The following is a 24,212-nucleotide window of genomic DNA, read 5'->3' on the forward strand; positions in this document are numbered from 1 at the left end:
CCGCGTGAAACAAAACCGGAGCACTCAATCTTTGGCCAACACACCGTCGGCCACTGGACCACGACATCCGGCAAACATGTCCAGATCCTGGTTGTAGACCTTGCTGTTGACCTCCAGCAGCCCGAGCATCGAATGGAACAGGTTGTCCTGGCTCAAGGGCTTTTCACGACTCTGTTGCAGGCAGTGGGTATCTACCGCAAACGACTTCTTAAAGCTGTCGGAGAACCACGCAAACATGGCTACATGCTTTTGCTGCTCCGGTGCCAGCATGTAAGGCGTGCCGTGGAGGAACAAGTTGTATTCGCCCAGAGACTCGCCGTGGTCCGACAGATACAGCATCGCGGTATCCACTTTGTCCTGGTTACTGCGCAACAGATCGATCAGGGTAGACAGCACATGGTCGGTATATACCAGGGTGTTGTCGTAGCCATTGACGATACTTTCGCGACTGCAATTGTTCAGGGCATTGCTCTCGCAAACCGGGGTGAAGCGCTCGAACTCTTTCGGATAACGCTTGAAGTACTCCGGACCGTGGCTGCCCATCTGGTGCAGTACCAATACCGTGTCCTTGTCGAGGGTATCGATGAAATGTTGCAGTCCTTGCAGCAGGATTTCGTCGCGGCATTCACTGTTGGCACACAGCGCCGGATCTTTCAGATTGCTGACGTCTTCAACGGTGACGCGATCGCACGTACCCTTGCAGCCTGACTGGTTGTCACGCCAGATCACGTCGATACCCGCATGCTTGAGCACGTCCAGCAGGCCTTCTTCGTTCTTTGCCTTGCTGGCGTTGTAGTCCTTGCGTCCCATGTTGGAGAACATGCAAGGCACCGATACAGCAGTTTCAGTACCGCAGGAGTGCACATCGGTGAAGGCGATCAGGCCGTCTTCCTTACTCAGTTTCGGCGTGGTGTCACGGCTATAGCCAAGGATGCCGAAGTTCTCTGCCCGGGCACTTTCACCCACGACAAGAACAGTCAGGGATTTGCGCCCGTGGGTTTGCCAGGCCAGATTGCGCTGGGCATCTTCCCCAATTTTGACAAAGGGCTGTCGTGCAGTGGCTACTTTTTCACGCAAGAAACCGGCCGAGGCACCAATGTAGTTGCTTGGCACCACCATCAGGCGCAATTCGTGGTGATTGCGAAACAGCGAGGACAGGCCCTGGTAGTTAACCAGTGCAACACCACCAATGACCGCTGCCGAGGCAAAAGCCACCAGGACTTTACTCAGTAGCTCACGGTGCCAACGACGGTAATCAATCGGTGTCTTCCACAACAGCCAAGTCGGTAAAACACCAAGTAGCACGATATAAACAAACAACTTGAGCGACAGTAAGTCGCGCACTTCCGTAGCATTGGTTTCCGCAAAGTTACGCAACATGCCGGTGTCGATCAGGACACCATACTGGCTCATGAAATACGCCACGCCCGCGCTGATCATGAACAGCAGGGTCAGGACCGGCTTGAGCACCGGCCGGAAGGCCAGCAGGGTCAGCACAATGTTGAAGGCCGCGAAGATCATCACCCCGAAGGCCACGCGCATGACGATGCCTTTACCATCGGATGCGGTGATTTCGAACAGGTGTTGCCAGAGTACAAAATTGAAGCCAACTAACAAAAATGCGCTGGCAATCAGTGTCACCCATTCGGGGCGCACGGCTTTAATCTTGAGCATGAGGTTCGGCGGGTCCTGAAAAGAAGTGCCTTCGGTAAATGTGAAAATTTCATTTACCGAGGCAGCTCTAATTTTAGGTAGCCAACCATCAATTTTTTGTGAAAAAGAAGCCAACAATTAGTTGGCTTATAAAACCAGCCTGAAACTTTCAGACTGTTTGAGAATGGTTCAGCTTCGACTCAAGCCTGGTGCAAGTACCAGCGCCAGTCCTGCTCACCGACCTCTCCCATGAATTGGCGATATTCGGCGCGTTTCACCGCCAGGTAGACTCCGAGGAACTCCCCGCCGAACGCTTCCCGGGCCCAACCGGAACCTTCCAGCGAGCGCAATGTGGTCAGCCAGTCTGTCGGCAACAGTTTCGCAGCCTGGGCGTAGCCATTGCCTTCCACCGGCGCACCAGGGTCGAGTTGTTCGCGGATACCGCGATGAATACCGGCCAGTATCGCCGCAGCCGCCAGATAGGGATTGGCATCTGCGCCACAAATACGATGCTCGATGTGCCGGGAATACGCCGGCCCGCCGGGTACGCGCAGGCTCACGGTGCGATTGTCCACGCCCCAGGTGGCCGCCAGAGGCGCATAGCTGTTGGCCTGGAATCGACGATAGGAATTGGCGTTGGGGCAGAACAGCAACAGCGAATCGAGCAAGGTACCGAGCATGCCGGCGACAGCCTGCTTGAGCAGTGGCGTTCCATCCGGGGCTTCGCTGGCAAAGAGGTTGTTGCCGTCCTTGTCCGCCAGGCTCACGTGCATGTGCATCCCGGTACCGGCCAGGTCATCGAAAGGCTTGGCCATGAAGCAGGCTGTCATGCCGTGCTTGTGCGCCACACCCTTGACCAGACGCTTGTAGCGCACGGCTTCGTCCATCGCCAGCAACGCATCGGTGCGGTGCTCCAGGGTGATTTCCACTTGCCCCGGTGCGTATTCGGAAATGGCCGTGCGTGCAGGAATCCCCTGGAGCTTGCAGGCGCTATAAAGATCGGCCAGGAACGGTTCGATCTGTTCAAGCTCGCGCAAACCATAGACCTGAGTGCCGCGCGGACGTCCGCCATCGACATCCCGTGCCGGTTGAGGCCGGCCATTGCCGTCGCGTTGCTGATCCAGCAGGTAGAACTCCAGTTCCGCCGCCATGACCGGGTAATAGCCGTCAGCCTGCAAACCTTCGATGACTTTCGCCAACAAATGACGGGGATCGGCAATGGTGGCGGGCATTCCTTGCGTCGGGTGCATGCTCACCTGCACGGCCGCAGTCGGTATCAGACGCCACGGCATACGCGTGAGGCTGCCGCTGATCGGGTAGGCCCGGCAGTCGATATCACCGACGTCCCAGACCAGCCCTGAGTTTTCCACGTCATCACCGTTGATGGTCAGCCCGAGGATGGTACTCGGCAAAGGCCGCCCGCTTTCATACACCGCCAGCAACTCGTCACGGTGCAGCAACTTGCCCCGCGGCACCCCGTTGTTGTCGAGGATGAACAGCTCGAACATTTCGATATCCGGGTTCTGTTCCAGAAAGGTCAGGGCTTCAAGCCTGGTGGCAAACGAGGGGGTGGCACTGCTCATGGGAGTTCTCTTTTTCCGTGTCAGACGGGTACGCAAAAGCACCCGATCGTCAATCCCGGCATCAACCGGAACAGGTAGGGACAATCAGCGGAAAAAGCAGGAATCCGGCGGGCGCGCATGGCGGCAATGCCACAGCGCCCAGAAGGCCAGTTCAGAAGGAAGTGCAGAGAGGTTGGGGGCGATGGCGGGCGTGAATCGACGACCAAGGCTCGACGCTCGAGCGTCGGTGGATGCCTTGAAGTGGATTGCGACTGGCCAACCGTCCATAGGGAGAACCGCAGAAAACAGATGACCCGCAGCCTCACACGATGGATCAAGTCGTTAAATCAGGATTTGAAGAACCTTGGATGTAGTCTGGCTAAACATTTGGCTGTTCAGTGATGCCCCCCGTGTGGGGGGCTGCATTGCAGTGACTTGTATTTAATTTCTAAATACCACACCAGACTTTCTGATTTGCGGCCTCCAGGACTCGCGCGCCTAATCGGCCCCCTACTGTTCAAGGTCCGATCATGGAAAACACTCGCGCCACCGCCCGCCCTGCCCTGTGGCTGATGTTCAGCATTGTCCTGGTTGCCCTGAACCTGCGCCCCTCCATGGCCGCTGTCGGGCCTCTGCTCTCGGCAATTCGCGTCGAAATCCCCCTGAGCTTCAGCCTGGCTTCACTGCTGACCCTGTTGCCGGTCATGGCCATGGGACTGGCGATGTTTGTCGGCCTGCGCATCAGCCAGCGACTTGGAGATCAGCGCACGGTGATGTTCTCGCTGCTGATCATCGGCCTCGCCACGGTTTCCCGGCTGTTCCTTGATTCAGCAGCGCAGTTGCTCCTCAGCGCAGTGCTGGCAGGTATCGGGATTGCCCTGATCCAGGCCCTGATGCCAACGCTGATCAAATCCCGCTTCAGCGACCACGTTGCCTTGTGCATGGGGCTCTACGTCACGTCGATCATGGGCGGTGCCGCCATGGGTGCTTCCTTTGCGCCGCTGGTGATGGAGCAAACCGGCAGCTGGCGTATGGGCCTGGCGATCTGGGCGGTACTCGCCGTGCTGGCATTGCTGTGCTGGAGCAGCCAACGGGCAGAGATGCCGACACTGGATTCAAAGGCTTCAAATAGAGGTTCGTTCTTCGCCAATTCCCGTGCCTGGCTACTGGCGATTTTCTTTGGCCTGGGCACTGCGTCCTACACCTGCGTTCTGGCCTGGCTGGCGCCGTACTACGTGGAAAAGGGCTGGAGCGAACAGCACGCCGGATTGCTGCTGGGATTTCTGACTGCCATGGAAGTGCTGTCGGGGCTGCTGACTCCGCTCATCGCCAATCGCAGCCGCGACCGCCGCATCGTACTAATGGTATTGCTTGCACTGATCATCGCCGGTTTCTGCGGACTGATCCTGACCCCGCAGCATTTGAGCCTGATGTGGCCATGCCTGCTGGGGCTGGGCATTGGCGGCCTGTTTCCGATGAGCCTGATCGTATCGCTGGATCACCTGGACAATCCCTTGCGCGCCGGTGGCCTGACCGCGTTCGTTCAAGGCATCGGCTACCTGATCGCCGGCCTGTCGCCGCTGCTGGCCGGGATAATTCGCGACCGGCTCGGCAGCTTTGAATGGGCCTGGTGGTCGCTGACGGCGGTCATGGCGCTGATGATGTTGATGGTTTTGCGCTTCAACCCAAGGCACTACAGCCGCCACATCCATTGACCCGGAGCCCGCCATGAAAACCACCGGAATCGCCGCCGCTCACGCCAGTATGCTGCTTTGGGCCTTGCTGATCGCTGCATCGTTTTCCGCAGCGGCACAAGTCAGCCAGGCCATCGACCCGATCCTGCTGACCGGTTTGCGCCTGTTGTTTTGCGCCGTGGTGTTCCTGCCGCTGTTGCTGCTCAAAGGCGATGCCGTCATGACCGCCCGCGCATTGCTCGGTCACGCCGTGCTCGGCCTGCTGCTGGCGCTGTACTTCGGCTCACTGTTCGAAGCATTGCGCTACACCTCGGCCGTCAACACCGGGACGATGTTCACCCTGGTGCCGCTGATGACCCTGGTTTTCGAAGCCGTGCTGACACCTGACGACAGCCTGAAGAAACGGATTGTACCGATGCTGCTCGCCGCTGCCGGCGCAGTGTTGCTGATCATGAAAGGCGGCGGCCCCGGCGAATTGCCATCACCCTATGCATTGACCGTGTACGGCATCGGCTGCCTGGCCATGGCACTCTACGCCCCCCTCAGCCAACGCCTGAAAGCCAATAGCCTCAAGGGCCGCGGGCCGGTGTCCATGACATTCTGGAACATGCTGTTCGGTGCGCTGTTTCTGCTGGCGTTCTGTGGCTTCAGCGGCGGTTGGCGCTCGGCATCATTACTGACGCTCAACGATTTTTATTGGCTGATGTACCTGGCGGTGTTTGCCACCCTGGCGACGTTTTGGCTGCTGCATCGGGCCATCGGTGTGATCGCACCGTCCTCGGTGATTTCCTACATCTACCTGAGCACGCTGTTCATCACCATGTTCCACTGGCTTTGGGGGCGCCAGATGCCGCTGCCGCTGGAGCTGGCCGGCGCGGTACTGGTGGGTGTCGGCATGTTCGCGCTGTTGATGTCCAGCCGCCGCGCCGTGTCGGCGATGGTCCGGGGCTGAAAGGGCCTTGGGCGAAACTTCCGGCGAGGCATTCTCCCTGCTCCCTCATTCCGCTAGGATCACTCGCTCATCCTTGCACACGGTCAGCGCAAGGGACGCAGCGAGACGCAATGGATGCTGAACAGTAATTCGCTTAGAAAACTCGACATGCAGGACCTCATGGTGTTCGTCGCCGTGTACGAGCAAAACAGCGTCACCGAGGTGTCCGAGACGCTTTGCGTCAGCCAGTCCACGGTGAGTTACTGCCTGAAAAAACTGCGCACCGGCTTCGAGGACGAGCTGTTCATCAATACCCGTACCGGCGGCATGCAGCCCACCCGCAAGGCCGGCGCGATGTACCCTCACGTGCTGAAAATCCTCGAAAGCATCAACCTGTGTCACACCGGCTCACCCACGTTCGACCCTGGACTGCAGCCCGTGACCTTCAACATCTGCGCACCGGAATACTTCGAGCAACTGATCCTGCCGCGCCTGTTGAAAACCTTCGACCTTGCCGATCTCCCGGTGATGGTCAACGTGGTCAAACTCGAAGCCGATATTCCTGCCAGAGCGTTGCGCGAAGGCAGCCTCGACCTGGTGATGTGCTTCGGTCCGAACTTTCATCGCAGTCACGTCGATTTCAGATCGCAGACGCTGCTCGAAGATGATCTGGTGTGTGTTTTCGACAAACGCGCCACGCCGGCGGAACCACGATTGAGCCTGCAAACCTATGTCGAACGTCGACACGTGTTCCCGACACCCTGGACGTCCGCCACCAACATGGTCGACGGCTGGCTCGCGCGGCAGTCTCGACAGCGCCAGATCGTCGCACGTGCCAACAGCTACAGCGCAGCGCTGAAGCTGATTACCGGCACCGACTATGCCTTGACCCTGCCCCGACGCATCCAGCGACTGCTGGCCGGTGCGGACACCTTCGATCACTGTGAAGCGCCCGAGGGCTTGCCGGGGTTCACCCTCGACATGCAGTGGAACCAGGGTGTCGATCAGGACAGCGCCAACATTTGGTTGCGAGAGCAAGTGATCCAGGCCTGTGTCGAACAGCAAAGCGCCTGATACTCAGTGGCTGATGGCGGTCTTGCTGTAGGAATCGCGATCGATGTCGAGAATCTCCACGCACAGCTGGACTTCAATGTCGCTCGGCCATTCACACAGGTCCTGAACCACCGCCAGCAGGCTTTCAGACAGTTGTTGCTTGATCTGTGCGGAACGACCGCTCAACAGCGCCAGCTTCACATGCACGAACGCCCGCTCAGCCAATGCCGTGCCAACCTTGAACGTCTCGACCTTGACCGCGCGGCTCTTGATGTCGAATTCGGCAGCAAACTGACCGGAACCCACCAGCGTATTGTTCAACCGCATCAATGCCACATCGGCATTCAGATCAGTCAGGTTGGCGGTGTATTCCATGTGCAGGTGAGGCATGAGTTGCTTCCTTCAAGTGGGGTGGAAAGGTCGTACATATAACACAGCGCCACCCTGTTCATTCGGGCAGCGGCAATACGGCACGCTCACTCATGAACGCCTCCAGGCGCGAACGCAGCCAGCGCTCGGCAGGGTCGCTATCGACATGGCTGAGCCAGACCATGGACAGGTCCAGGGTCGGTGTCTTGAAGGGAAAGGGCTCCTTGAACAGCACTCCCGACGCGGCCATCGCCTCGGCTGTGTAATCCGGCAGGCTGGCAATCAGGTCGGTGCCGGCAAGCAGGGCCGGCAGTGCACTGTACTGCGGCACCGAAAGCACTACCTGGCGCGTGCGACCGATATCCGCCAGCCACTCGTCGGCATAGCCACTGACATTGGCGGTATGGGACACCAGCACGTGCGGTCGCGCGCAATATTCATCGAGGGTCAACGGCGTATCCGAGGCATCGGCGCGCAAAATGCTGGGCTGGATGTGCCGCAGCAACTTGCGTTTGGCATTGGCCGGCAGGCCGCGGGTCTGGCTGATACCCACCGTGATATCGCCGGATGCCAGCAAGTCGGGAATTCGCCAGTAATCGACATGCTGCACCACAAACACCACGTTGGGTGCCTCCTGGCGCAGAGCCCGCAGCAATGGCGGCAACAGCCCGAATTCGACATCGTCGGACAACCCGATGCGGAACGACATCGTGCTGCTGGCCGGGTCAAAATCATGGGTCAGGCTCAAGGCCACGGACAAGGAATCCAGCGCCGGCGACAGGTGCTTGATGATCTCCTCTGCCCGCGCCGTCGGCTCCATGCGATGGCCAACACGTATGAACAGCGGATCATTGAACATCGCACGCAAGCGGTTAAGCGCGGAGCTGATGGTTGGTTGACCGAGAAACAGCTTTTCCGCCACCCGAGTGACATTGCGCTCGAGCATCAGTGTTTCGAATACCACCATCAGGTTGATGTCGGCCTTGCGAAGTTCGTTGCGATTCATCCACTGTCCCCGATCCCCAAATCTGCTGACAGTTTAGGTAGCTGGCGCGACTGCCGTCTATCCAACTCAAGTTCAACAGACTGAAGCCGTTCGCGTTTAAGTAAACGGCCATGCCGCGCTTCGTCCTGTAGCCCTGTCCTTTTTACCGGGAACTCAATTTTTCCGACGCGGGGGGATTGCCCGGCCCGATCCGGAAAACCCGAATGCAGGCGGTTGAACGACACAGAAACGAAAAGCCCCGTAACTGTCCGGTTACGGATGCAGCGGTCACCTCACAGTGCCGCCATTCCCTGCAACTCTTCGCACCGCTGAATCCAGTGCGCCGCCGTCATATGCACTCACATTGTATGGTTCGCCGCGCTCGGGTCCGCCCGTTACTCTTTGCCGCTGCTGCATCTCTTTCATAACCCGAGCCGAAAAACATGAATAATTTCGCCCTTCGCGCGCTATGCCTGATGTTGATCAGCATGCCCGTCATTGCGCACGCCCATGAAACAGAGACACTCACCCTGCTCACCTATGCCGACGGCACCCGCGGCATCAAGACCCCGATTGACCTCGGTCCACCCGGCCCTTCGCAGGGTGACTTGTTTGTGTTCGACCAGCCGCTGATGAACGAGCAACGCAAAGATATCGGCAGCAATAGCGGATATTGCGTAAATACCCTCCCCGAAAAGCACAGCCAGTGCCAATGGACCCTGCTATTCAACGACGCGACGGGCAAAACGGCCGCCAGTATCGTCGTGGCCGGACAGGAGCATGAATCAGGCAAGTCGATTGTCGCGGTAATTGGCGCTACAGGGGAATACGCCGGGTTCAGCGGTGAAATGAGTACTGAGCCCAATTCCGATGGCACCTTCACCCAAATCCTGCACCTCTCGCGCAGCGCCAGATAAGTGGTTGTGCAGGTCTCGAGATCGCTGAGCAAAAGTGCGACAGACATTGGCGAACCAGATAGTCGCGCTCCGGCGACTGGCGCCCCTGACCGATAGGCCGGAAACGAAAAAGCCCCTGAAATGTTTAACCATTTCAGGGGCTTAGTCTTGTTCAATAATGGCGGAGAGATAGGGATTCGAACCCTAGGTACCGGTGAAGGTACAACGGATTTCGAATCCGTCCCATTCGGCCACTCTGGCATCTCTCCAACGGCGCGCATCATAACAACACTTTCGCAGGAAGCGAACCCCCCAAGCGAAATATTTCTGTGCTTTCAGATGCTTGCGTCGGTTAAAGCGGTACGCCCAGACGATTGGCGACTTCTTCGTAAGCTTCGATGACATCACCGAGGCCCTGACGGAAGCGGTCCTTGTCCATTTTCTTGCCGGTCGCCTTGTCCCACAGACGGCAGCCGTCCGGGCTGAATTCGTCGCCCAGCACGATGGAACCATCGTGGAACACACCGAATTCCAGCTTGAAGTCGACCAGCAGCAGGCCGGCGTCGTCGAACAGTTTGCTCAGGACTTCATTGACCTTGAGCGACAGCTCTTTCATGCGAACCAGTTGCTCGGCGGTGCCCCAGCCAAATGCCACGACGTGGGATTCGTTGATGAACGGGTCGCCCTTGGCGTCGTCCTTCAGGAACAGCTCGAAGGTGTAAGGGTTGAGCTTCATGCCCTCTTCGACACCCAGGCGCTTGACCAGGCTGCCAGCGGCGTAGTTACGCACGACGCACTCGACCGGAATCATGTCGAGCTTCTTCACCAGGCATTCGTTGTCGCCCAGCAATTTGTCGAATTGGGTCGGCACGCCAGCAGCTTCGAGCTTCTGCATGATGAAGGCGTTGAACTTGTTGTTCACCATGCCTTTGCGGTCGAGCTGTTCGATACGCTTGCCGTCGAACGCCGAGGTGTCGTTACGAAACAGCAGGATCAAGCGGTTAGCGTCGTCGGTCTTGTAAACCGACTTGGCTTTGCCGCGGTAGAGTTCTTCACGTTTTTCCATGATGGGCTCCGCTTGCTAAGTAGATGGGCTAGGCGATGTGGCGCCAGTCGAGCCCTGAATCTTGATCGGCCAGTTGCAGCCAGTCCGGGTCGCACCCGAGGGTGTCGACAAAACATTGCCGGGCCAGCTGCGGCAGGTTGTTCTTGCTGCTCAGATGGGCCAGGACCAGGTGTTGCAGGTCTTTCCAGCCCAACTCGGCCACCAGGAATGCCGCCTGATGGTTATTCAAATGCCCCAGCTCACCGCCCACCCGTTGCTTGAGAAAGTACGGGTAATGACCGCGGGCCAGCATGTCACGACAGTGATTGGACTCGATCATCAACGCATCGAGGTCCCGATAACCGTCCAGCACCTTGTCACAATACGAACCCAGGTCGGTCAACAGCCCAAAGCGCCGCTCACCGTCACTGAATACATATTGCGTCGGTTCCTGTGCATCGTGGGCCACGGCAATGACACCGATGCTCAAGTCGCCGATTTGCAGCTGCTCGCCGCCGGCCAGAAAGCCTGCGGGTTCAATCGGTTTGCGCATCCCGCGCAAGGTCCCGCGACTGAGGTAGACAGGCAGATTGTAGCGCCGAGACAGCAAACCCACGCCATGCACGTGGTCGGCATGTTCGTGGGTCACGAGTATCGCGCTCAGCTGCGCAGGGTTCACACCCAGGCGCAGCAGGCGTTTTTCGGTTTCCCGCAGGGAAAAACCACAATCGACCAAGACGTACGTATCAGCGCTGGCTACCAGCGTGCCGTTCCCTTGACTACCGCTGCCGAGAACGGCAAAACGCATAGGATCAGCCCAGGTTGTCTTGAATCTTGCTCAACACTTTACGCGCCACATCTGCCGGCGCCACGGTGTTGATGTTTTTCTCGACGGTGACCTGGACGTTCTCGCCAACCTTGCTCAGGCGAACCTGATAACGCTCGGCGCGGGCGTCAAGCTCTTCCTTGCTCGGCGCACTGCCGAACAGGCTGCTGAAGAAGCCTGGCTTGTCGTCTTTCTTCTCGGCTTTTTCTGCCAGGTTGATGTAGTACAGGCCCAGGCTGCGGTTGATGTCTTCAACGCGCCATTCGCCTTGTTCCAGCGCACGACCGACGCTCGCCCAGGCACGATCCAGGTCGGTACCGACGTTCAGCACAGGGTTGCCGCTGCCGTCTTCGCTCAGGCTGACACGGCTGGGTGCGTCGAAATCACGCGAAGCCAGCATCGACACCGAACCGCCCTTCTCCGAGATACGGCTCATGCTCGCGAGCATGTCGTCGACCAGCGCCGCGTCCAGGCCAGTGTTGACCGAACGGTTGGTGAATGCCACGTCAGCGGTGCTGCCGGCAGGACGCTCGGCGCTGACCACATAGACTTCACTGGTGTTGCGCTGCACGCCCGGCTCGATGCGCACCCGCACGCGGGTTTCGCTGTCGGTGCCGACGCCGGCCGCGCTCAGGCGTTTGCCCACGGCCGCGGACAGTTCGTCGGAATGTTGCCAGGTCGTGGTGAATTCGCCGGTTTGCGGACGCTGTTCATCCAGACGGAAGCCGTTGTCCTGGAAGAACTGAACAGCCACAGGCCAGACTTCGGCCGGCGGGTTCTGGGCCAGGATGGAGCTGGAACCGCCGCTCTTCTGCAGGGAGTAGGCGCTGGCGTCGGCAGCGGCGGTCAGCGGCTGCGGCCGAGGAACGACGTACTCGCCCTTGGCGGTGTCATCAGCCACGTTGCGCGGGATCGGCAACAGCGGATCCAGACGCTTGGCAGCACGGACATCCGGTGGCATTTGCATCGGTGCAGTCTGTTGCGCTTCCAGGTAATCGCTACCGCGGTCACGGAAATAACCTTCCGGGCCCCAGATCCATCCGCAGCCGCTGGTGCTGGAGATAATCAAGGCAAGTGCGGAAAGTCCGGCCATTCGCTTCATGCGTTGTACTTCCTCAATTAAACCAGGACGCTGCACTGGCGCAGGGCCGTGCGCAGCGTTTCGTGACAAGGTGCGCTCAGCCAGGTCAGCGGCAGGCGGATGCCTTCGTGCATCAGGCCCATTTCAACCAAAGCCCACTTCACCGGAATCGGGTTGGCTTCGATGAACAGGTCCTTGTGCAGCGGCATCAGTTTTTCGTTGATGGCCCGCGCAGTCTCGGCGTCACCCCTGAGGGCGGCCTCGCACAGATCGGCCATTTCACGCGGAGCGACGTTGGCGGTAACGGAGATGTTGCCCTTGCCACCCATCAGGATCAGCTCGACTGCGGTCGGATCATCGCCGGAAAGAACGATGAAGTCCTTGCTGACGCCATCGAGGATGGCTTTGGCACGCTTGAGGTCGCCGGTCGCTTCCTTGATGCCGATGATGTTCGGCACGGTGGACAGGCGGATCACGGTCTCGGCCTGCATGTCGCAGGAGGTGCGGCCGGGAACGTTATAGAGAATCTGCGGGATGTCGACCGCTTCGGCGATGTGCTTGAAGTGCAGGTACAGGCCTTCCTGGGTCGGCTTGTTGTAGTACGGCACGACCAGCAGGCAGGCATCGGCGCCGGCTTCCTTGGCGTTGCGGGTCAGCTCGACGGCTTCGCGGGTCGAGTTGGCGCCGGTGCCGGCGATGACCGGAATGCGACCGTTGACCTGCTTGACCACGGCCTTGATGACGGCGATGTGTTCGTCTACATCAAGCGTTGCCGACTCGCCGGTGGTGCCAACGGCGACAATGGCATGGGTGCCGTTTTCAAGGTGGAAGTCCACGAGTTTGCTGAGGCTGTCCCAGTCAAGACGCCCCTGTGCATCCATGGGTGTGACCAGTGCCACCATACTGCCCGCAATCATGAAACCGCTCCTGCCGGAAAAAGAGAGCCGTAATGGTACTGGCGCCAAGATGCTTGCACAAGCGAAGTACTGTGCTGCCGCCATTCCCCTTGGCGCCGGTTTTCGCTACCCTTCAGACTTTGATCGGTACTGATCAGCTTGTACGCCGGGTTCCAGCCTCCCTTTTCGGCCTCCCAGGCCCCGTTCCAGCATCGCCGCTGCGCGCTCCAGCTATATTATGGAGCGAGTTGCGAGCCGCAGCCCGGGGTTTTCTGAATGGGCACGCGCAGGCGCACCCCGACGGCCAACGCCTGTCAACCTACCGACCGCTCATCGCTTTAGGAATGCTGCATGTCCACCCCCACAGTCCGCGAACAATTCCTTGTCATCAGTGCGCTCGGCGCCAACCCCATGGAGCTGACCAACGTCCTGTGCCGCGCCAGCCATGAAAACCGCTGCGCGGTGGTCACCTCCCGCCTGACCCGTCATGGCGAATGCAGTGCGCTGGTCCTCGAAATCTCCGGTAGCTGGGATGCCCTGGCACGCCTGGAAGGCAGCCTGCCAGTGTTGGCCAAGCGGCATGCGTTCACGGTCAACGTGGTGCGCAGCGCCGCCCTGGAAAACCGCCCCCAGGCCCTGCCGTACGTCGCTTATGTGAGCTCGGCCTACCGCTCGGACATCATCAACGAGCTATGCCAGTTCTTCACGGACCACAACGTCGAACTGGAAAACCTGACCTGCGACACCTATCAGGCTCCGCAGACCGGCGGCACCATGCTCAATGCCACGTTTACCGTGACCTTGCCGCCCGGCGTGCAGATCAGCTGGCTGCGCGATCAGTTCCTGGATTTTGCCGACGCGCTGAACCTGGACGCCCTGATCGAACCCTGGCGCCCTCAGAACCCAATGTAAGGAAGCTTTCATGGCCGTTGCCATCGACCAACCGGTTGCCGATTTCGAAGCCCCCGCCACCAGCGGCCAGACCGTCAGCCTCGCCGGCCTGAAAGGCAAGCAGGTGGTGATCTACTTCTACCCCAAGGACAGCACGCCGGGCTGCACGACCGAGGGGCAGGGCTTTCGTGATCAATACGCGGCGTTCAAGGCCGCCAATACCGAAGTGTTCGGCGTGTCTCGCGACAGCCTGAAATCCCACGAGAACTTCAAGTGCAAGCAGGAGTTCCCCTTTGAGCTGATCAGCGACAAGGACGAAGCCATCTGCCAGCTGTTCGACGTGATCAAGCTGAAAAAGCTCTACGGCAAGGAATACATGGGCGTGGATCGCAGCACGTTCCTGATCGACGCCAAAGGCGTGTTGCGCCAGGAATGGCGCGGCGTGAAAGTGCCGGGGCATGTTGATGCCGTTTTGGCTGCCGCTCAGGCCCTGAATAAAGCCTGATTCCTCTAGCGCCTATCCGGACGCTTTCGCGAGCAAGCCCGCTCCCACATTGGACCGTGTTTTTCTGAACAACTCGGTTAACTGTGGGAGCGGGCTTGCTCGCGAAGGGGCCATCAGCCTCACTGAAAAAATCAAAGCTGACAGTTAAAGCAGCGGCGCCACCACCGGCTCCTTGCGCGGCCAGGCGTCCAGCACAGCCTTGAACAGCGTCGCCAGGGGAATCGCAAAGAACACCCCCCAGAAGCCCCACAACCCGCCAAACAGCAGCACCGCGCAAATGATCGCCACCGGGTGCAGGTTGACCGCCTCCGAGAACAGCAAAGGCACCAGCACGTTGCCATCCAGCGTCTGGATGATCCCGTAAACCGCCATCAGGTAAATGAACTGATCGCTCCAGCCCCACTGGAACAGCGCAATCAGAAACACCGGCACAGTCACCACCACGGCGCCGACATAAGGCACCACCACCGAAATCCCCACCAGCAGTGCCAGCAACGCCGCGTAGTTGAGCTCGAGAACAACAAAGGCGATATAGGTCACGCCACCGCAAATGAAGATTTCGATGACCTTGCCGCGAATGTAGTTGGCGATCTGCCGGTTCATGACATGCGCGACCCGGGTGATCAACGCCCGCTCACGGGGCAGGTAACCGCGCACCCACTGGCCGATCATGGCCCGATCCTTGAGGAAGAAAAACACCAGGATCGGCACCAGCACCAGGTAGATCATGATGTTCACAAGCAAGGGCAGGCTCGACAGCGAGAACGTCAGTGCCCACTGACCAAACTTGCCGATTTCGCCCCGCGCCACTTCGATGGCCCGCAACACTTGCTCATCGGATACCAGGTGCGGATAGCGTTCGGGCAGCAGCAGCAACAGCGACTGCCACTTGGCCAGCATGCCGGGCAACTCATTGAACAACGTAATCAACTGGTGCCACAGCAACGGCACGACAACCACGATGAATACCAGTAACAACCCCATGAATAACGCAAAGACCAGCCCCACCGCGGCCCAACCCGGCACGCGCAAGCGCTCGAGAGCCACCACCAGCCCCTGCATCAGGTACGCCAGCACCATCCCGGCGAGCACCGGCGCCAGCATACCGCCCAGGGTCAGCACGGCGGTGAACGCCAGAAACAGCAGGACAGCCAGCACCACCGCTTCTTCATCGGAGAAATAGCGCTGAATCCAGTCGCGTAACACTTTGAACATCAATAATCCTTAGGAGTAAACGCAGCCGATTTCAGGCTTTTTTCAACCAATAGCGGTAAACACCCGCGTCATCTTCTTCACGAAGCAGGGTATGACCGGCCAATCGGGCAAAGGTGCGAAAGTCGCGCTGCGAACCTGCATCGGTGGCGATGACCTTGAGGACCGCACCACTGACCATCCGGTTGAGTTCCATCTTGGCCTTGAGCAACGGCAACGGGCAATTCAGGCCACTGGCGTCCAGTTCAACGTCATGGGCTACAGCGTCGGTCATTGCATCACTCCGGGTCAGGTGGTTGAGTTGCCTAGAATATCTGGTCGCAACGCCGGTGTCCGGCTACAGTAAGGTCTTTGTCGACTAAGGCTTTGTGCATGACATTTTTGCGCCCTACCCTGCTGACGCTCGCTTGCCTGCTCGCCTCACCGGGCTTCGCCGACGACCTGCCGTCACTCGGCGACGCCAGTTCTGCCATTGTCTCACCGCAACAGGAATACCAGCTTGGCCGGGCCTGGCTGGCAATGCTGCGCAGCCAGGTCTCGCAGCTAAACGATCCGCAACTCAAGGATTACGTGGAATCCAGCGTTTACCGGCTGGTGGAGACCAGCCAGGTCACCGACCGGCGCCTGGAGTTCATCCTGATCAACAGCCCGCAGCTCAACGCTTTTGCCGCGCCGGGCGGGATCGTCGGGGTCAACGGTGGCCTGTTCCTCAATGCCCAGACCGAAGGCGAATATGCCTCGGTACTGGCGCACGAACTGGCTCACTTGTCGCAGCGCCACTTTGCCCGGGGCGTCGAAGCGCAGCAACGCATGCAAGTACCGATGATGGCTGCATTGCTGGCCGGTATCGTGATTGCAGCCGCAGGCGGCGGTAACGCGGGGATCGCAACCATTGCCGGCACACAGGCCGCGGCCATTCAGGAACAACGGCGATTCTCCCGCCAGAACGAACAGGAAGCCGATCGCATCGGCATTCTCAATCTGGAAAAGGCCGGTTATGACCCCCGGTCGATGCCCACCATGTTCGAACGCTTGATGCGTCAGTACCGCTACGATGCCAAGCCACCGGAATTCCTGCTGACTCACCCGGTCACCGAATCGCGTATCGCCGACACCCGCAACCGTGCCGAACAGGCGCCAAAGGGCGGCGTCGAAGACAGCATGCGTTATCAACTGATCCGCGCGCGCGTCCAGTTGATCTATGAAGAGACCCCGGGGCTCGGTGCCAAGCGCTTCCGCGCCCAGCTCGACGAGAATCCGAAAAACGACGTGGCGCGCTACGGCCTGGCGATCGCCCAGATCAAGGGCGGCCAACTGAACGAAGCACGGGAAAACCTCAAGCAGCTGCTGGCCAGGTCACCCAACGAAATCATCTATAACCTGGCCCAGGTGGATCTGGACATCACCAACAATCGCCTGCCGGATGCCCAGTCCCGGGTTGACCGATTGATAACCCAATACCCTGGCAACTACCCGCTGAATCAGGTGCGCGTCGACCTGCTGCTGAAGCAGAACCGCGCCGGCGAAGCGGAGAAAGCCCTCGAAGGCCTGCTCAAGTCGCGTCCGGACGACCCGGACGTGTGGTATCAGGTTGCCGAGACGCGCGGCCTGTCGGGCAATATCATCGGCCTGCATCAGGCTCGTGCCGAGTATTTTGCGCTGGTCGGGGATTACAAACAGGCCATCCAGCAACTGGACTTCGCCAAGCGCAAGGCCGGCAGCAACTTCCCGCTGTCTTCGCGGATCGACGCGCGGCAACGCGAACTGATGGAACAGGAGCGCATGATCAAGGACATGATGGGCTGACGCCCTCGGAGACAAGAAGTCCGGACATAAAAAAACCGCCTCTTACGAGGCGGTTTTTTATTCAACCGACAACCGGGTTATTCAGCCAGTTTGAAGGTGATAAAGCTCGCACGACCCTGACGCAGTACCCGCATCGACACCGAGCGGTTCTTTGGCAGTGCCTTGGCGATGTCCGCGAACTCCTTGGTGGAACCGATGGCCTGGTTGTTCAGGTGGGTGATCACATCACCCGGCTGCAAGCCGATCATGGCGGCAGGACCGTCCTGTACTTCCTTGATCAGCACACCACCTTTGAGGTCGTAGGTTTTCTTTTGCTCGTCAGTCAGCTCGACCACGGAAACACCGAGACGATTGCTGCTGCGCTCGATGCTGGATTTTGGCAGCGCATCCAGCTCCTTGCCTTCTTCCGGAATCGCGCCGACCGTCAGTTCGACATTCTTGCGCTTGCCGTCACGAATCACTTCCAGATTGGCCTTGGAGCCAGCCTTCAATGCGCCAACGAGATGCGGCAGGTCGGCCGACATGACGATTGGCTGACCGTTCATGCTCAGGATCACGTCGCCAACTTGCAGGCCACCCTTGGCAGCCGGGCCATCATCCTGGATCTGGGCAACCAGCGCACCCGCAGGTTTCTCCAGACCGAACGACTCGGCCAGGTCCTTGCTCACTTCCTGAATCACGACACCCAGCCAGCCACGGCTGACCTTGCCACCGGATTTCAGCTGATTGGAAACATCCATTGCCACGTCGATCGGGATTGCAAACGACACCCCCATGAAGCCACCGGAGCGGGTATAGATCTGCGAGTTGATCCCGACCACCTCACCGTTCAGGTTGAACAGCGGGCCGCCCGAGTTGCCGGGGTTGATCGGCACGTCGGTCTGGATGAACGGCACATAGTTTTCGTTCGGCAGGCTGCGACCGACGGCGCTGACGATACCTTGGGTCACCGTGTGGTCAAAGCCGAATGGCGAACCGATCGCGACAACCCATTGGCCGGCCTTCAGGTCCTGGGATTTGCCGAGCTTGAGCACGGGCAGATCCTTGCCTTCGATTTTCAGCAGCGCCACGTCGGAACGTGGATCGGTACCGATCAGCTTGGCTTTCATTTCGCTGCGATCAGCCAGACGAACGAGGATTTCGTCAGCATCGGCGATCACGTGGTTGTTGGTCAGGATGTAGCCATCAGTAGAGATGATGAAACCCGAGCCCAGGGAAGTGGCCTCACGCTGACGGTCGCGAGGTGAACGCGATTGCGGCGGCATGCCCCGCTCGAAGAATTCGCGCAGCATTGGCGGCAAGCCTTCGAGGTCGGGCATTTGCTGGCTGACTTTGCGATCCGGCAGCTTTTGCGTGGTACTGATGTTCACGACCGCAGGCGAGGCCTGTTCGACCAGTTGCGTAAAGTCAGGCAATTCGACCGCTTGGGCGGTGACCGCCTGACCGAGCACCAGCACGGTGGCAATTATGGAAAGGTAGGACTTCAAGCGTGGTATCGACATACGGCTCCCGTTACGACGAGCATGGTTAAGCGATATGGAGCAAGGAACACCGGGAACAATACGCCGGTATTTTTGTTCCGGGAACAACAAACAAGGCCAGAGCCGAGGGGCTCTGACCTATAAGAAATTTATGGGAAATTTGCAAATTGAAATGCTCACGAAACATTTCGAATTTAGCTCACTGCTTGGTTGCAGCAGCGTCGGTACGCATCGAAAGCGCTATCCGCTCAGCAGTACCGACCGGTATCTCGCCGACGACGGTCACCATCATCTCACCCTGTGCCGTGGTCAAGCGCCGGGAAACCGCAACGGTCGGCCCCAACTGAGTACGGGTGTCGGTGACTGTTGCGCCATTCAACGGCTCGAGGAATACCGAAAAGCGCGCCAGACCATCGTCATACAACAGGCTATTGACCTGGGTTTTGGTCTCCGGATCCTTGCGAGCGGTGCTGCTGGTCAGCTCGAAGCCCGGCGGCAACCAGTCGGATCGCCAGACCTGGGCAGTCTTGACGGCAGAAGCCTTGTCACTTTCGAGGTTGACCGGCTTGCAATCGGTACTGGCCTGCAGGTCGCCTTCGGAAGGATCGTCTTTGGTATCCAGTTGCGTGAACTGGAAGCGCTCCAGCAACCGCCCCTTGTCGTCCAATAGCAAAGACTTCAGAGGCAGGCCGGTTTCCTTGTCCAGATGCAGTTCAAAACCATAGCGGTGTTGATCGCGGGGTGTCAGCGAGACGATCACTGCAGGACGCCCGGCGACACGCGACTTGCCGACGACAGCGAGGTCATACCAATTCTTGAGCTTTTGAGGATCGAGTGCACGGGCAGCGGAGTTGGGGGAGTCCCCAAGCCCTGCTATCAGTGTGCCGCTGACGCATTGAGTATGCCCATCAATGCGCACGACTTCCTGAGCGGAACCGTCGAGCTGGATCAATCGCTCGCGGACCTTTCCATCCTGGACACGGTGCCAGATGTTATGGGTAGAAAAACTACCGTTACGCTCGTAGACGAAAGTACCCTGAAAGCTCTGCTGTTGCTCTGCCTGGCCCAGGCGTGTCAACCAGTCCTGGGCATCATCGGCTTGGGCTGGAACGATGAACCAGCCACTGAGCAGAAGCGAAAATAGAGGTATGGCGCGCATGATCCTCCTTAACGGTTTTCCAGGCTTGCGGCACGAGCGTAAGGCAGAGCGCTCTCAGTACCTTTCAGTGCAGCCTGTTGTGCATGTTGGCGCAAGTAACCTGGCAGACGCTGATCGTGCCAGCCTGGCTGACCTTGCAAAACGCCGTTGGCCATTGGGCCGGTGGCTTCCGAACTCTCATTGTAGCCTGCCAGGACAGCAGGGCCTTTTACTTGAGGAACGGCCAATGCGGGTTGACTGGATTGCTGGGCCAGTTCGACACCGGCGATCTCATCCTGGTTGTACAGACGCACACCGGCCAGCACCGCCAGGGTCACGGAAGCTGCGACCGCCAGACGACCCAGGCTGCGCCATGGACCGCGGGAAGGTTTTGCCGGTACGGCTTCGTCAGCCAGGGCAGCAGAAACAGCCGCAGCGATGTCCAGACGTGGAAGCAGCAGATCCTTGTGCATCACTGCCCGAGCGATCTGATAACGAGCCCAGGTATCACGGGTTTCAACATCGTCACAGGCATTCAATACCCGACGCAATTCCAATTCGTCCGCTTCGTTATCCATCACTGCGGACAGCGATTCCTGCAGGGCTTCACGACTCATGGCGTTCCTCTCTTGGCTGTCGCCGCTGTCTTTAGTTTTCCTGCAACAACGGCTGCAGGGCTTTGTCGATGGCCTCCCGGGCGCGGAAGATCCGGGAGCGCACGGTGCCTACCGGACATTGCATGACGCTCGCAATGTCCTCGTAACTCAGACCATCAAACTCACGTAAAGTTAGAGCCGTACGCAAATCTTCCGGCAGTTGCTGAATGGTTCGATGGACGGTGCCTTCGATCTCATCCCGCAGCAAAGCCCGTTCTGGCGACTCGAGATCCTTGAGGCCATGATCGCCATCGTAGAACTCTGCATCCTCGGAACTGACATCGCTATCCGGCGGCCGACGGCCGCGTGAAACCAGATAGTTTTTCGCCGTGTTGATGGCGATGCGGTAAAGCCACGTATAAAACGCGCTGTCTCCGCGAAAATTTCCAAGTGCACGGTATGCCTTGATAAAGGCTTCTTGTGCCACATCCTGGGCTTCATGGGTGTCGTGCACGAAACGCACGATCAACCCGAGAATTTTGTGCTGGTATTTCAGCACTAGCAGATCGAAAGCACGCTTGTCGCCGCGCTGAACGCGTTCGACCAGTTGCTGATCCTCTTCCTGGGTTAGCATGAACACTCCTCGATGAGCTCGGAGGAGGCTTGCAGAACCAAACGACCAGACTTGCAAACATAGACTCGGGCTTTTCGCAAAAGTTCTCCCCCTCCAGGCAAGTTTCCTGCGGGCTCTGATTTGGCACGCACGAAAAGCGCAGCGCGAGTTGACCCGGCTGCGCGAATAATCTTGTCATCGGATTCTTCGACAAGGATCGAACCGCAATCCTTGACTGAAGCCGACGCTGTCCCTTGTTTCAGGCAACCGTCTATTGATCTTGGCCCTTTGGCAAAAGTTCCAAATATTTATAGCTGTGCCGAACCAACATTGTGCAACCGTGAAGCGAAAATGACTGTTAAATCGGCGATACAGTCATTCTCGCGCCCAACGGGCAGAAAAACATCCGACGAACCGACCGTTGTTTTACGTCACAGTAGTTTCACAATGCCATGCTGGCTCGGGTATTGTGCCGCTCCCCCCCTCTATATACTAGTGGGCTGTACGGCCGACTCTACTCGCCAGTCCGGCTGCGCCACCCCCGACCCGGGTCGCTTTGAGCGGAATCCTGAAATGAGCCAACAGTTTCAACACGATGTTCTGGTAATTGGCAGCGGTGCTGCCGGCTTGAGCCTTGCGCTGACCTTGCCCGGTCATTTGCGCATCGCCGTTCTGAGCAAGGGCAACCTCGCCAATGGCTCGACGTTCTGGGCCCAGGGCGGCGTTGCGGCCGTGCTGGATGACACCGATACCGTTGAATCCCATGTCGATGACACCCTCAATGCCGGCGGCGGCCTGTGCCATGAGGACGCCGTGCGCTTTACCGTCGAGCACAGCAAGGAAGCGATTCAATGGCTGATCGACCAAGGCGTGCCCTTTACCCGCGATGAACACTCGAGCAACGAAGATGGCGGGTTCGAGTTCCACCTGACCCGCGAGGGCGGTCACAGCCACCGGCGCATCATCCACGCCGCCGATGCCACCGGCGCTGCCATTTTTACAACCCTGCTCGACCAGGCCAGGAAAAGACCGAACATCGAACTGCTGGAACAGCGGGTTGCGGTTGACCTGATCACGGAGAAACGCCTGGGACTTGAAGGTGATCGCTGCCTCGGCGCTTATGTGCTCAATCGCGGCACCGGCGAAGTCGACACCTATGGTGCCCGTTTTGTGATCCTCGCCTCTGGTGGAGCGGCCAAGGTTTACCTGTACACCAGCAACCCTGACGGCGCCTGCGGCGATGGCATCGCCATGGCCTGGCGCTCGGGCTGCCGGGTGGCGAACCTGGAATTCAATCAGTTCCACCCCACTTGCCTGTATCACCCGCAAGCCAAGAGCTTCCTGATCACCGAAGCCCTGCGAGGCGAAGGTGCCCACCTGAAGCTGCCCAACGGCGAGCGCTTCATGCCGCGTTTCGATCCACGGGCAGAGTTGGCGCCACGGGACATCGTCGCCCGGGCCATCGACCATGAGATGAAGCGCCTGGGCGTCGACTGCGTCTATCTGGACATCAGCCACAAGCCCGAAGCGTTCATCAAGACGCACTTCCCGACGGTGTACGAACGCTGCCTGGAATTTTCCATCGACATCACCAGACAACCGATTCCGGTGGTCCCGGCGGCGCACTACACCTGCGGCGGTGTGATGGTCGATCAACAGGGCCGCACCGATGTGCCGGGACTGTACGCCATTGGCGAAACCAGTTTCACCGGCCTGCACGGCGCCAACCGCATGGCCAGCAACTCGCTGCTGGAATGTTTCGTTTATGCCCGTTCGGCGGCCGCGGACATTATCGAACAGTTGCCCACGATTTCGATGCCAGCCCCCCTTCCCGCCTGGGACGCGAGCCAGGTCACCGATTCCGATGAAGACGTGATCATTGCGCACAACTGGGATGAACTGCGGCGGTTCATGTGGGACTACGTCGGCATCGTGCGCACCAACAAGCGCCTGCAACGGGCGCAACACCGTGTGCAATTGTTGCTGGATGAAATCGACGAGTTCTACAGCAACTACAAGGTCAGCCGGGACCTGATCGAACTGCGCAACCTTGCCCAGGTTGCCGAGCTGATGATTCTGTCAGCCATGGAGCGCAAGGAAAGCCGCGGCCTGCATTACACCCTCGACTACCCGGACATGTTGCCGGTCGCGCTGGACACTATTCTGGTGCCGCCCACCTACGTCGGCTGAATTTGAGCCGCACCCGCAGGCGTCGGTGCACATCCGCCGCCTGCGCATCCCGGGGCACGCAAATGGCCCTGACCCGGCGCTCGCCACGCAGACGGAAACGCAGTACCACCACCAACGGCAGCGCCAGGCTGTCCGGCCTTAATTGGACGGGCTGCCAACCCTTGGCCCGACTCCACAACTGCCAGCCATCGGCGTCGCGTCGCAAGCCGCAAAATGCCTGCGGGTGCGTCAGCAGGATCTGCCGGGGCAACAGCCAGGCTCCGTGAGCCACGCACAGCGCGACGCCGAGCGAGCTGGCCCAGACCGGAATCGACAGTAGACACAACGAACCCAACGCGAACAGCTGGGCCAAGAGATACGCCGCCAGCAACTGCCGTGAGGCATGCCAGCGGCATTCGAACCCGTTACTTGGGCTGGACACGATCCAGGATCATGCGAACCATGCGCTGCAGTTCAGGATCCTCGGATTCGCTGCGTTCCATGAACCAGCCGAACATGTCCTGATCCTCACACGTCAGCAGTCGGACGTACAACGCGCGATCTACCTCGTTGAGCGTTGCGTAAACCTCTTTCGTGAACGGCACCAGCAACACGTCAAGCTCAAGCATGCCGCGGCGGCTGTGCCAAAAGAGGCGGTTCAGTTCAACATCTTCGACCATGGAGCGCTCCTCAAATAGGCCGCAAGTATACAGGCCCGCGCCCCGTCGAACAGTCGGCTTTGGTCGGCACCGGCGATCCTTTGTGAACTACCCATTTCGAAGGCGCCACCTTATGATGTCCGCCAGACTC

24 protein-coding genes and 1 tRNA gene are annotated in these 24,212 nt (G+C 59.1%); 8 read left to right on the forward strand and 17 right to left on the reverse strand.

Annotation, left to right across the window (positions count from 1 at the left end; all coding sequences use genetic code 11):
• Nucleotides 1-24: 24 nt before the first annotated feature.
• On the reverse strand, nucleotides 25-1,674 hold the full coding sequence (locus ACCD00_RS09460; RefSeq protein ID WP_413423882.1) for a phosphoethanolamine transferase: 1,650 nt from the start codon (nucleotides 1,672-1,674) through the stop codon (nucleotides 25-27).
• Nucleotides 1,675-1,853: 179 nt separating this feature from the next.
• Nucleotides 1,854-3,236, reverse strand: coding sequence for a glutamine synthetase family protein (locus tag ACCD00_RS09465; protein WP_413423884.1), 1,383 nt, complete (start codon nucleotides 3,234-3,236; stop codon nucleotides 1,854-1,856).
• Between the two features lie 509 nt (nucleotides 3,237-3,745).
• Between ACCD00_RS09465 and ACCD00_RS09470 the strand changes: the two genes are divergently transcribed.
• From ACCD00_RS09470 to ACCD00_RS09480, 3 genes are all read left to right on the forward strand, one after another.
• Nucleotides 3,746-4,930, forward strand: coding sequence for a cyanate transporter (locus tag ACCD00_RS09470; protein ID WP_413423886.1), 1,185 nt, complete (start codon nucleotides 3,746-3,748; stop codon nucleotides 4,928-4,930).
• A gap of 13 nt (nucleotides 4,931-4,943) precedes the next feature.
• Nucleotides 4,944-5,861 (forward strand): DMT family transporter, encoded by a 918-nt coding sequence (locus ACCD00_RS09475; RefSeq protein WP_413423888.1) that lies wholly within the window; start codon nucleotides 4,944-4,946, stop codon nucleotides 5,859-5,861.
• 114 nt (nucleotides 5,862-5,975) lie between these two features.
• Nucleotides 5,976-6,914, forward strand: a complete 939-nt coding sequence (locus ACCD00_RS09480) for a LysR substrate-binding domain-containing protein (RefSeq protein WP_413423890.1) — start codon at nucleotides 5,976-5,978, stop codon at nucleotides 6,912-6,914.
• Nucleotides 6,915-6,917: 3 nt separating this feature from the next.
• Here ACCD00_RS09480 and ACCD00_RS09485 read toward each other — a convergent pair whose 3' ends face one another.
• Together ACCD00_RS09485 and ACCD00_RS09490 are read right to left on the reverse strand one after the other, a co-directional pair.
• A complete protein-coding gene (locus tag ACCD00_RS09485; protein ID WP_413423892.1) occupies nucleotides 6,918-7,283 on the reverse strand; it encodes a 5-carboxymethyl-2-hydroxymuconate Delta-isomerase in 366 nt (121 codons plus the stop codon).
• A gap of 58 nt (nucleotides 7,284-7,341) precedes the next feature.
• Nucleotides 7,342-8,268 (reverse strand): LysR substrate-binding domain-containing protein, encoded by a 927-nt coding sequence (locus ACCD00_RS09490; RefSeq protein WP_008016001.1) that lies wholly within the window; start codon nucleotides 8,266-8,268, stop codon nucleotides 7,342-7,344.
• 422 nt (nucleotides 8,269-8,690) lie between these two features.
• On the opposite strand from ACCD00_RS09490, the gene ACCD00_RS09495 reads away from it, so the two are divergent.
• Entirely contained in the window at nucleotides 8,691-9,164 is a 474-nt protein-coding gene (locus ACCD00_RS09495; RefSeq protein WP_413423894.1) for a hypothetical protein, read from the forward strand.
• Nucleotides 9,165-9,322: 158 nt separating this feature from the next.
• On the opposite strand, the gene ACCD00_RS09500 is transcribed toward ACCD00_RS09495, so the two are convergent.
• The 5 genes from ACCD00_RS09500 to dapA form a co-directional block, all read right to left on the reverse strand.
• Nucleotides 9,323-9,412, reverse strand: a tRNA-Ser gene (locus ACCD00_RS09500).
• A gap of 83 nt (nucleotides 9,413-9,495) precedes the next feature.
• Nucleotides 9,496-10,209, reverse strand: coding sequence for a phosphoribosylaminoimidazolesuccinocarboxamide synthase (purC, locus tag ACCD00_RS09505; RefSeq protein WP_007944067.1), 714 nt, complete (start codon nucleotides 10,207-10,209; stop codon nucleotides 9,496-9,498).
• A gap of 28 nt (nucleotides 10,210-10,237) precedes the next feature.
• A complete protein-coding gene (locus ACCD00_RS09510; protein ID WP_085715396.1) occupies nucleotides 10,238-10,996 on the reverse strand; it encodes an MBL fold metallo-hydrolase in 759 nt (252 codons plus the stop codon).
• Between the two features lie 4 nt (nucleotides 10,997-11,000).
• Nucleotides 11,001-12,116, reverse strand: coding sequence for an outer membrane protein assembly factor BamC (bamC, locus tag ACCD00_RS09515; protein ID WP_413423897.1), 1,116 nt, complete (start codon nucleotides 12,114-12,116; stop codon nucleotides 11,001-11,003).
• Nucleotides 12,117-12,133: 17 nt separating this feature from the next.
• Nucleotides 12,134-13,012 carry a 4-hydroxy-tetrahydrodipicolinate synthase gene (gene dapA / locus ACCD00_RS09520; protein ID WP_413423899.1) on the reverse strand — a complete coding sequence of 293 codons (879 nt, stop codon included), beginning with the start codon at nucleotides 13,010-13,012 and terminating at the stop codon, nucleotides 12,134-12,136.
• Between the two features lie 330 nt (nucleotides 13,013-13,342).
• Here dapA and ACCD00_RS09525 point away from each other — a divergent pair, with 330 nt between their 5' ends.
• Nucleotides 13,343-13,903 (forward strand): glycine cleavage system protein R, encoded by a 561-nt coding sequence (locus tag ACCD00_RS09525; protein WP_413423901.1) that lies wholly within the window; start codon nucleotides 13,343-13,345, stop codon nucleotides 13,901-13,903.
• 10 nt (nucleotides 13,904-13,913) lie between these two features.
• Nucleotides 13,914-14,387: a peroxiredoxin gene (locus ACCD00_RS09530; protein WP_110658539.1), complete on the forward strand. Its 474-nt coding sequence runs from the start codon at nucleotides 13,914-13,916 to the stop codon at nucleotides 14,385-14,387.
• 144 nt (nucleotides 14,388-14,531) lie between these two features.
• On the opposite strand, the gene ACCD00_RS09535 is transcribed toward ACCD00_RS09530, so the two are convergent.
• Together ACCD00_RS09535 and ACCD00_RS09540 are read right to left on the reverse strand one after the other, a co-directional pair.
• Nucleotides 14,532-15,602, reverse strand: coding sequence for an AI-2E family transporter (locus ACCD00_RS09535; RefSeq protein WP_413423903.1), 1,071 nt, complete (start codon nucleotides 15,600-15,602; stop codon nucleotides 14,532-14,534).
• Nucleotides 15,603-15,633: 31 nt separating this feature from the next.
• The gene (locus tag ACCD00_RS09540) at nucleotides 15,634-15,873 is read right to left on the reverse strand and encodes a sulfurtransferase TusA family protein (protein WP_057400713.1); all 240 of its coding nucleotides are present in this window, start codon (nucleotides 15,871-15,873) and stop codon (nucleotides 15,634-15,636) included.
• Nucleotides 15,874-15,971: 98 nt separating this feature from the next.
• Between ACCD00_RS09540 and ACCD00_RS09545 the strand changes: the two genes are divergently transcribed.
• Nucleotides 15,972-17,405 carry a M48 family metalloprotease gene (locus ACCD00_RS09545; RefSeq protein WP_413423906.1) on the forward strand — a complete coding sequence of 478 codons (1,434 nt, stop codon included), beginning with the start codon at nucleotides 15,972-15,974 and terminating at the stop codon, nucleotides 17,403-17,405.
• A gap of 77 nt (nucleotides 17,406-17,482) precedes the next feature.
• Here ACCD00_RS09545 and ACCD00_RS09550 read toward each other — a convergent pair whose 3' ends face one another.
• The 4 genes from ACCD00_RS09550 to rpoE all read right to left on the reverse strand — a co-directional run bounded on the left by ACCD00_RS09550 (nucleotide 17,483) and on the right by rpoE (nucleotide 21,254).
• Nucleotides 17,483-18,907 (reverse strand): DegQ family serine endoprotease, encoded by a 1,425-nt coding sequence (locus ACCD00_RS09550; protein WP_413423908.1) that lies wholly within the window; start codon nucleotides 18,905-18,907, stop codon nucleotides 17,483-17,485.
• Between the two features lie 178 nt (nucleotides 18,908-19,085).
• On the reverse strand, nucleotides 19,086-20,045 hold the full coding sequence (locus ACCD00_RS09555) for a MucB/RseB C-terminal domain-containing protein (RefSeq protein WP_413423910.1): 960 nt from the start codon (nucleotides 20,043-20,045) through the stop codon (nucleotides 19,086-19,088).
• Between the two features lie 8 nt (nucleotides 20,046-20,053).
• Complete coding sequence (locus ACCD00_RS09560) at nucleotides 20,054-20,641, reverse strand: sigma-E factor negative regulatory protein (protein WP_413423912.1); 588 nt, start codon at nucleotides 20,639-20,641, stop codon at nucleotides 20,054-20,056.
• A 31-nt stretch (nucleotides 20,642-20,672) separates the two neighbouring features.
• The gene (gene rpoE / locus ACCD00_RS09565) at nucleotides 20,673-21,254 is read right to left on the reverse strand and encodes an RNA polymerase sigma factor RpoE (protein WP_003172477.1); all 582 of its coding nucleotides are present in this window, start codon (nucleotides 21,252-21,254) and stop codon (nucleotides 20,673-20,675) included.
• A 552-nt stretch (nucleotides 21,255-21,806) separates the two neighbouring features.
• On the opposite strand from rpoE, the gene nadB reads away from it, so the two are divergent.
• Entirely contained in the window at nucleotides 21,807-23,423 is a 1,617-nt protein-coding gene (gene nadB, locus ACCD00_RS09570; protein ID WP_413423914.1) for an L-aspartate oxidase, read from the forward strand.
• On the opposite strand, the gene ACCD00_RS09575 is transcribed toward nadB, so the two are convergent.
• Together ACCD00_RS09575 and ACCD00_RS09580 are read right to left on the reverse strand one after the other, a co-directional pair.
• Nucleotides 23,392-23,844, reverse strand: a complete 453-nt coding sequence (locus ACCD00_RS09575; RefSeq protein WP_413423916.1) for a protein YgfX — start codon at nucleotides 23,842-23,844, stop codon at nucleotides 23,392-23,394. The genes nadB and ACCD00_RS09575 overlap by 32 nt on opposite strands.
• On the reverse strand, nucleotides 23,828-24,082 hold the full coding sequence (locus tag ACCD00_RS09580) for a succinate dehydrogenase assembly factor 2 (protein WP_007979797.1): 255 nt from the start codon (nucleotides 24,080-24,082) through the stop codon (nucleotides 23,828-23,830). The genes ACCD00_RS09575 and ACCD00_RS09580 overlap by 17 nt, the downstream gene beginning before the upstream one ends.
• Between the last annotated feature and the right edge of the window lie 130 nt (nucleotides 24,083-24,212).

This window comes from Pseudomonas sp. Pseusp3, assembly GCF_047304225.1.
Taxonomy (GTDB): domain Bacteria; phylum Pseudomonadota; class Gammaproteobacteria; order Pseudomonadales; family Pseudomonadaceae; genus Aquipseudomonas; species Aquipseudomonas fluorescens_CD.

Coding starts and splice junctions, on each gene's coding strand:
- ACCD00_RS09460 (WP_413423882.1), bottom strand. CDS start 1,674: ATGCTCAAGATTAAAGCCGTGCGCCCCGAATGGGTGACACTGATTGCC.
- ACCD00_RS09465 (WP_413423884.1), bottom strand. CDS start 3,236: ATGAGCAGTGCCACCCCCTCGTTTGCCACCAGGCTTGAAGCCCTGACC.
- ACCD00_RS09470 (WP_413423886.1), top strand. CDS start 3,746: ATGGAAAACACTCGCGCCACCGCCCGCCCTGCCCTGTGGCTGATGTTC.
- ACCD00_RS09475 (WP_413423888.1), top strand. CDS start 4,944: ATGAAAACCACCGGAATCGCCGCCGCTCACGCCAGTATGCTGCTTTGG.
- ACCD00_RS09480 (WP_413423890.1), top strand. CDS start 5,976: ATGCTGAACAGTAATTCGCTTAGAAAACTCGACATGCAGGACCTCATG.
- ACCD00_RS09485 (WP_413423892.1), bottom strand. CDS start 7,283: ATGCCTCACCTGCACATGGAATACACCGCCAACCTGACTGATCTGAAT.
- ACCD00_RS09490 (WP_008016001.1), bottom strand. CDS start 8,268: ATGAATCGCAACGAACTTCGCAAGGCCGACATCAACCTGATGGTGGTA.
- ACCD00_RS09495 (WP_413423894.1), top strand. CDS start 8,691: ATGAATAATTTCGCCCTTCGCGCGCTATGCCTGATGTTGATCAGCATG.
- purC (WP_007944067.1), bottom strand. CDS start 10,209: ATGGAAAAACGTGAAGAACTCTACCGCGGCAAAGCCAAGTCGGTTTAC.
- ACCD00_RS09510 (WP_085715396.1), bottom strand. CDS start 10,996: ATGCGTTTTGCCGTTCTCGGCAGCGGTAGTCAAGGGAACGGCACGCTG.
- bamC (WP_413423897.1), bottom strand. CDS start 12,116: ATGAAGCGAATGGCCGGACTTTCCGCACTTGCCTTGATTATCTCCAGC.
- dapA (WP_413423899.1), bottom strand. CDS start 13,012: ATGATTGCGGGCAGTATGGTGGCACTGGTCACACCCATGGATGCACAG.
- ACCD00_RS09525 (WP_413423901.1), top strand. CDS start 13,343: ATGTCCACCCCCACAGTCCGCGAACAATTCCTTGTCATCAGTGCGCTC.
- ACCD00_RS09530 (WP_110658539.1), top strand. CDS start 13,914: ATGGCCGTTGCCATCGACCAACCGGTTGCCGATTTCGAAGCCCCCGCC.
- ACCD00_RS09535 (WP_413423903.1), bottom strand. CDS start 15,602: ATGTTCAAAGTGTTACGCGACTGGATTCAGCGCTATTTCTCCGATGAA.
- ACCD00_RS09540 (WP_057400713.1), bottom strand. CDS start 15,873: ATGACCGACGCTGTAGCCCATGACGTTGAACTGGACGCCAGTGGCCTG.
- ACCD00_RS09545 (WP_413423906.1), top strand. CDS start 15,972: ATGACATTTTTGCGCCCTACCCTGCTGACGCTCGCTTGCCTGCTCGCC.
- ACCD00_RS09550 (WP_413423908.1), bottom strand. CDS start 18,907: ATGTCGATACCACGCTTGAAGTCCTACCTTTCCATAATTGCCACCGTG.
- ACCD00_RS09555 (WP_413423910.1), bottom strand. CDS start 20,045: ATGCGCGCCATACCTCTATTTTCGCTTCTGCTCAGTGGCTGGTTCATC.
- ACCD00_RS09560 (WP_413423912.1), bottom strand. CDS start 20,641: ATGAGTCGTGAAGCCCTGCAGGAATCGCTGTCCGCAGTGATGGATAAC.
- rpoE (WP_003172477.1), bottom strand. CDS start 21,254: ATGCTAACCCAGGAAGAGGATCAGCAACTGGTCGAACGCGTTCAGCGC.
- nadB (WP_413423914.1), top strand. CDS start 21,807: ATGAGCCAACAGTTTCAACACGATGTTCTGGTAATTGGCAGCGGTGCT.
- ACCD00_RS09580 (WP_007979797.1), bottom strand. CDS start 24,082: ATGGTCGAAGATGTTGAACTGAACCGCCTCTTTTGGCACAGCCGCCGC.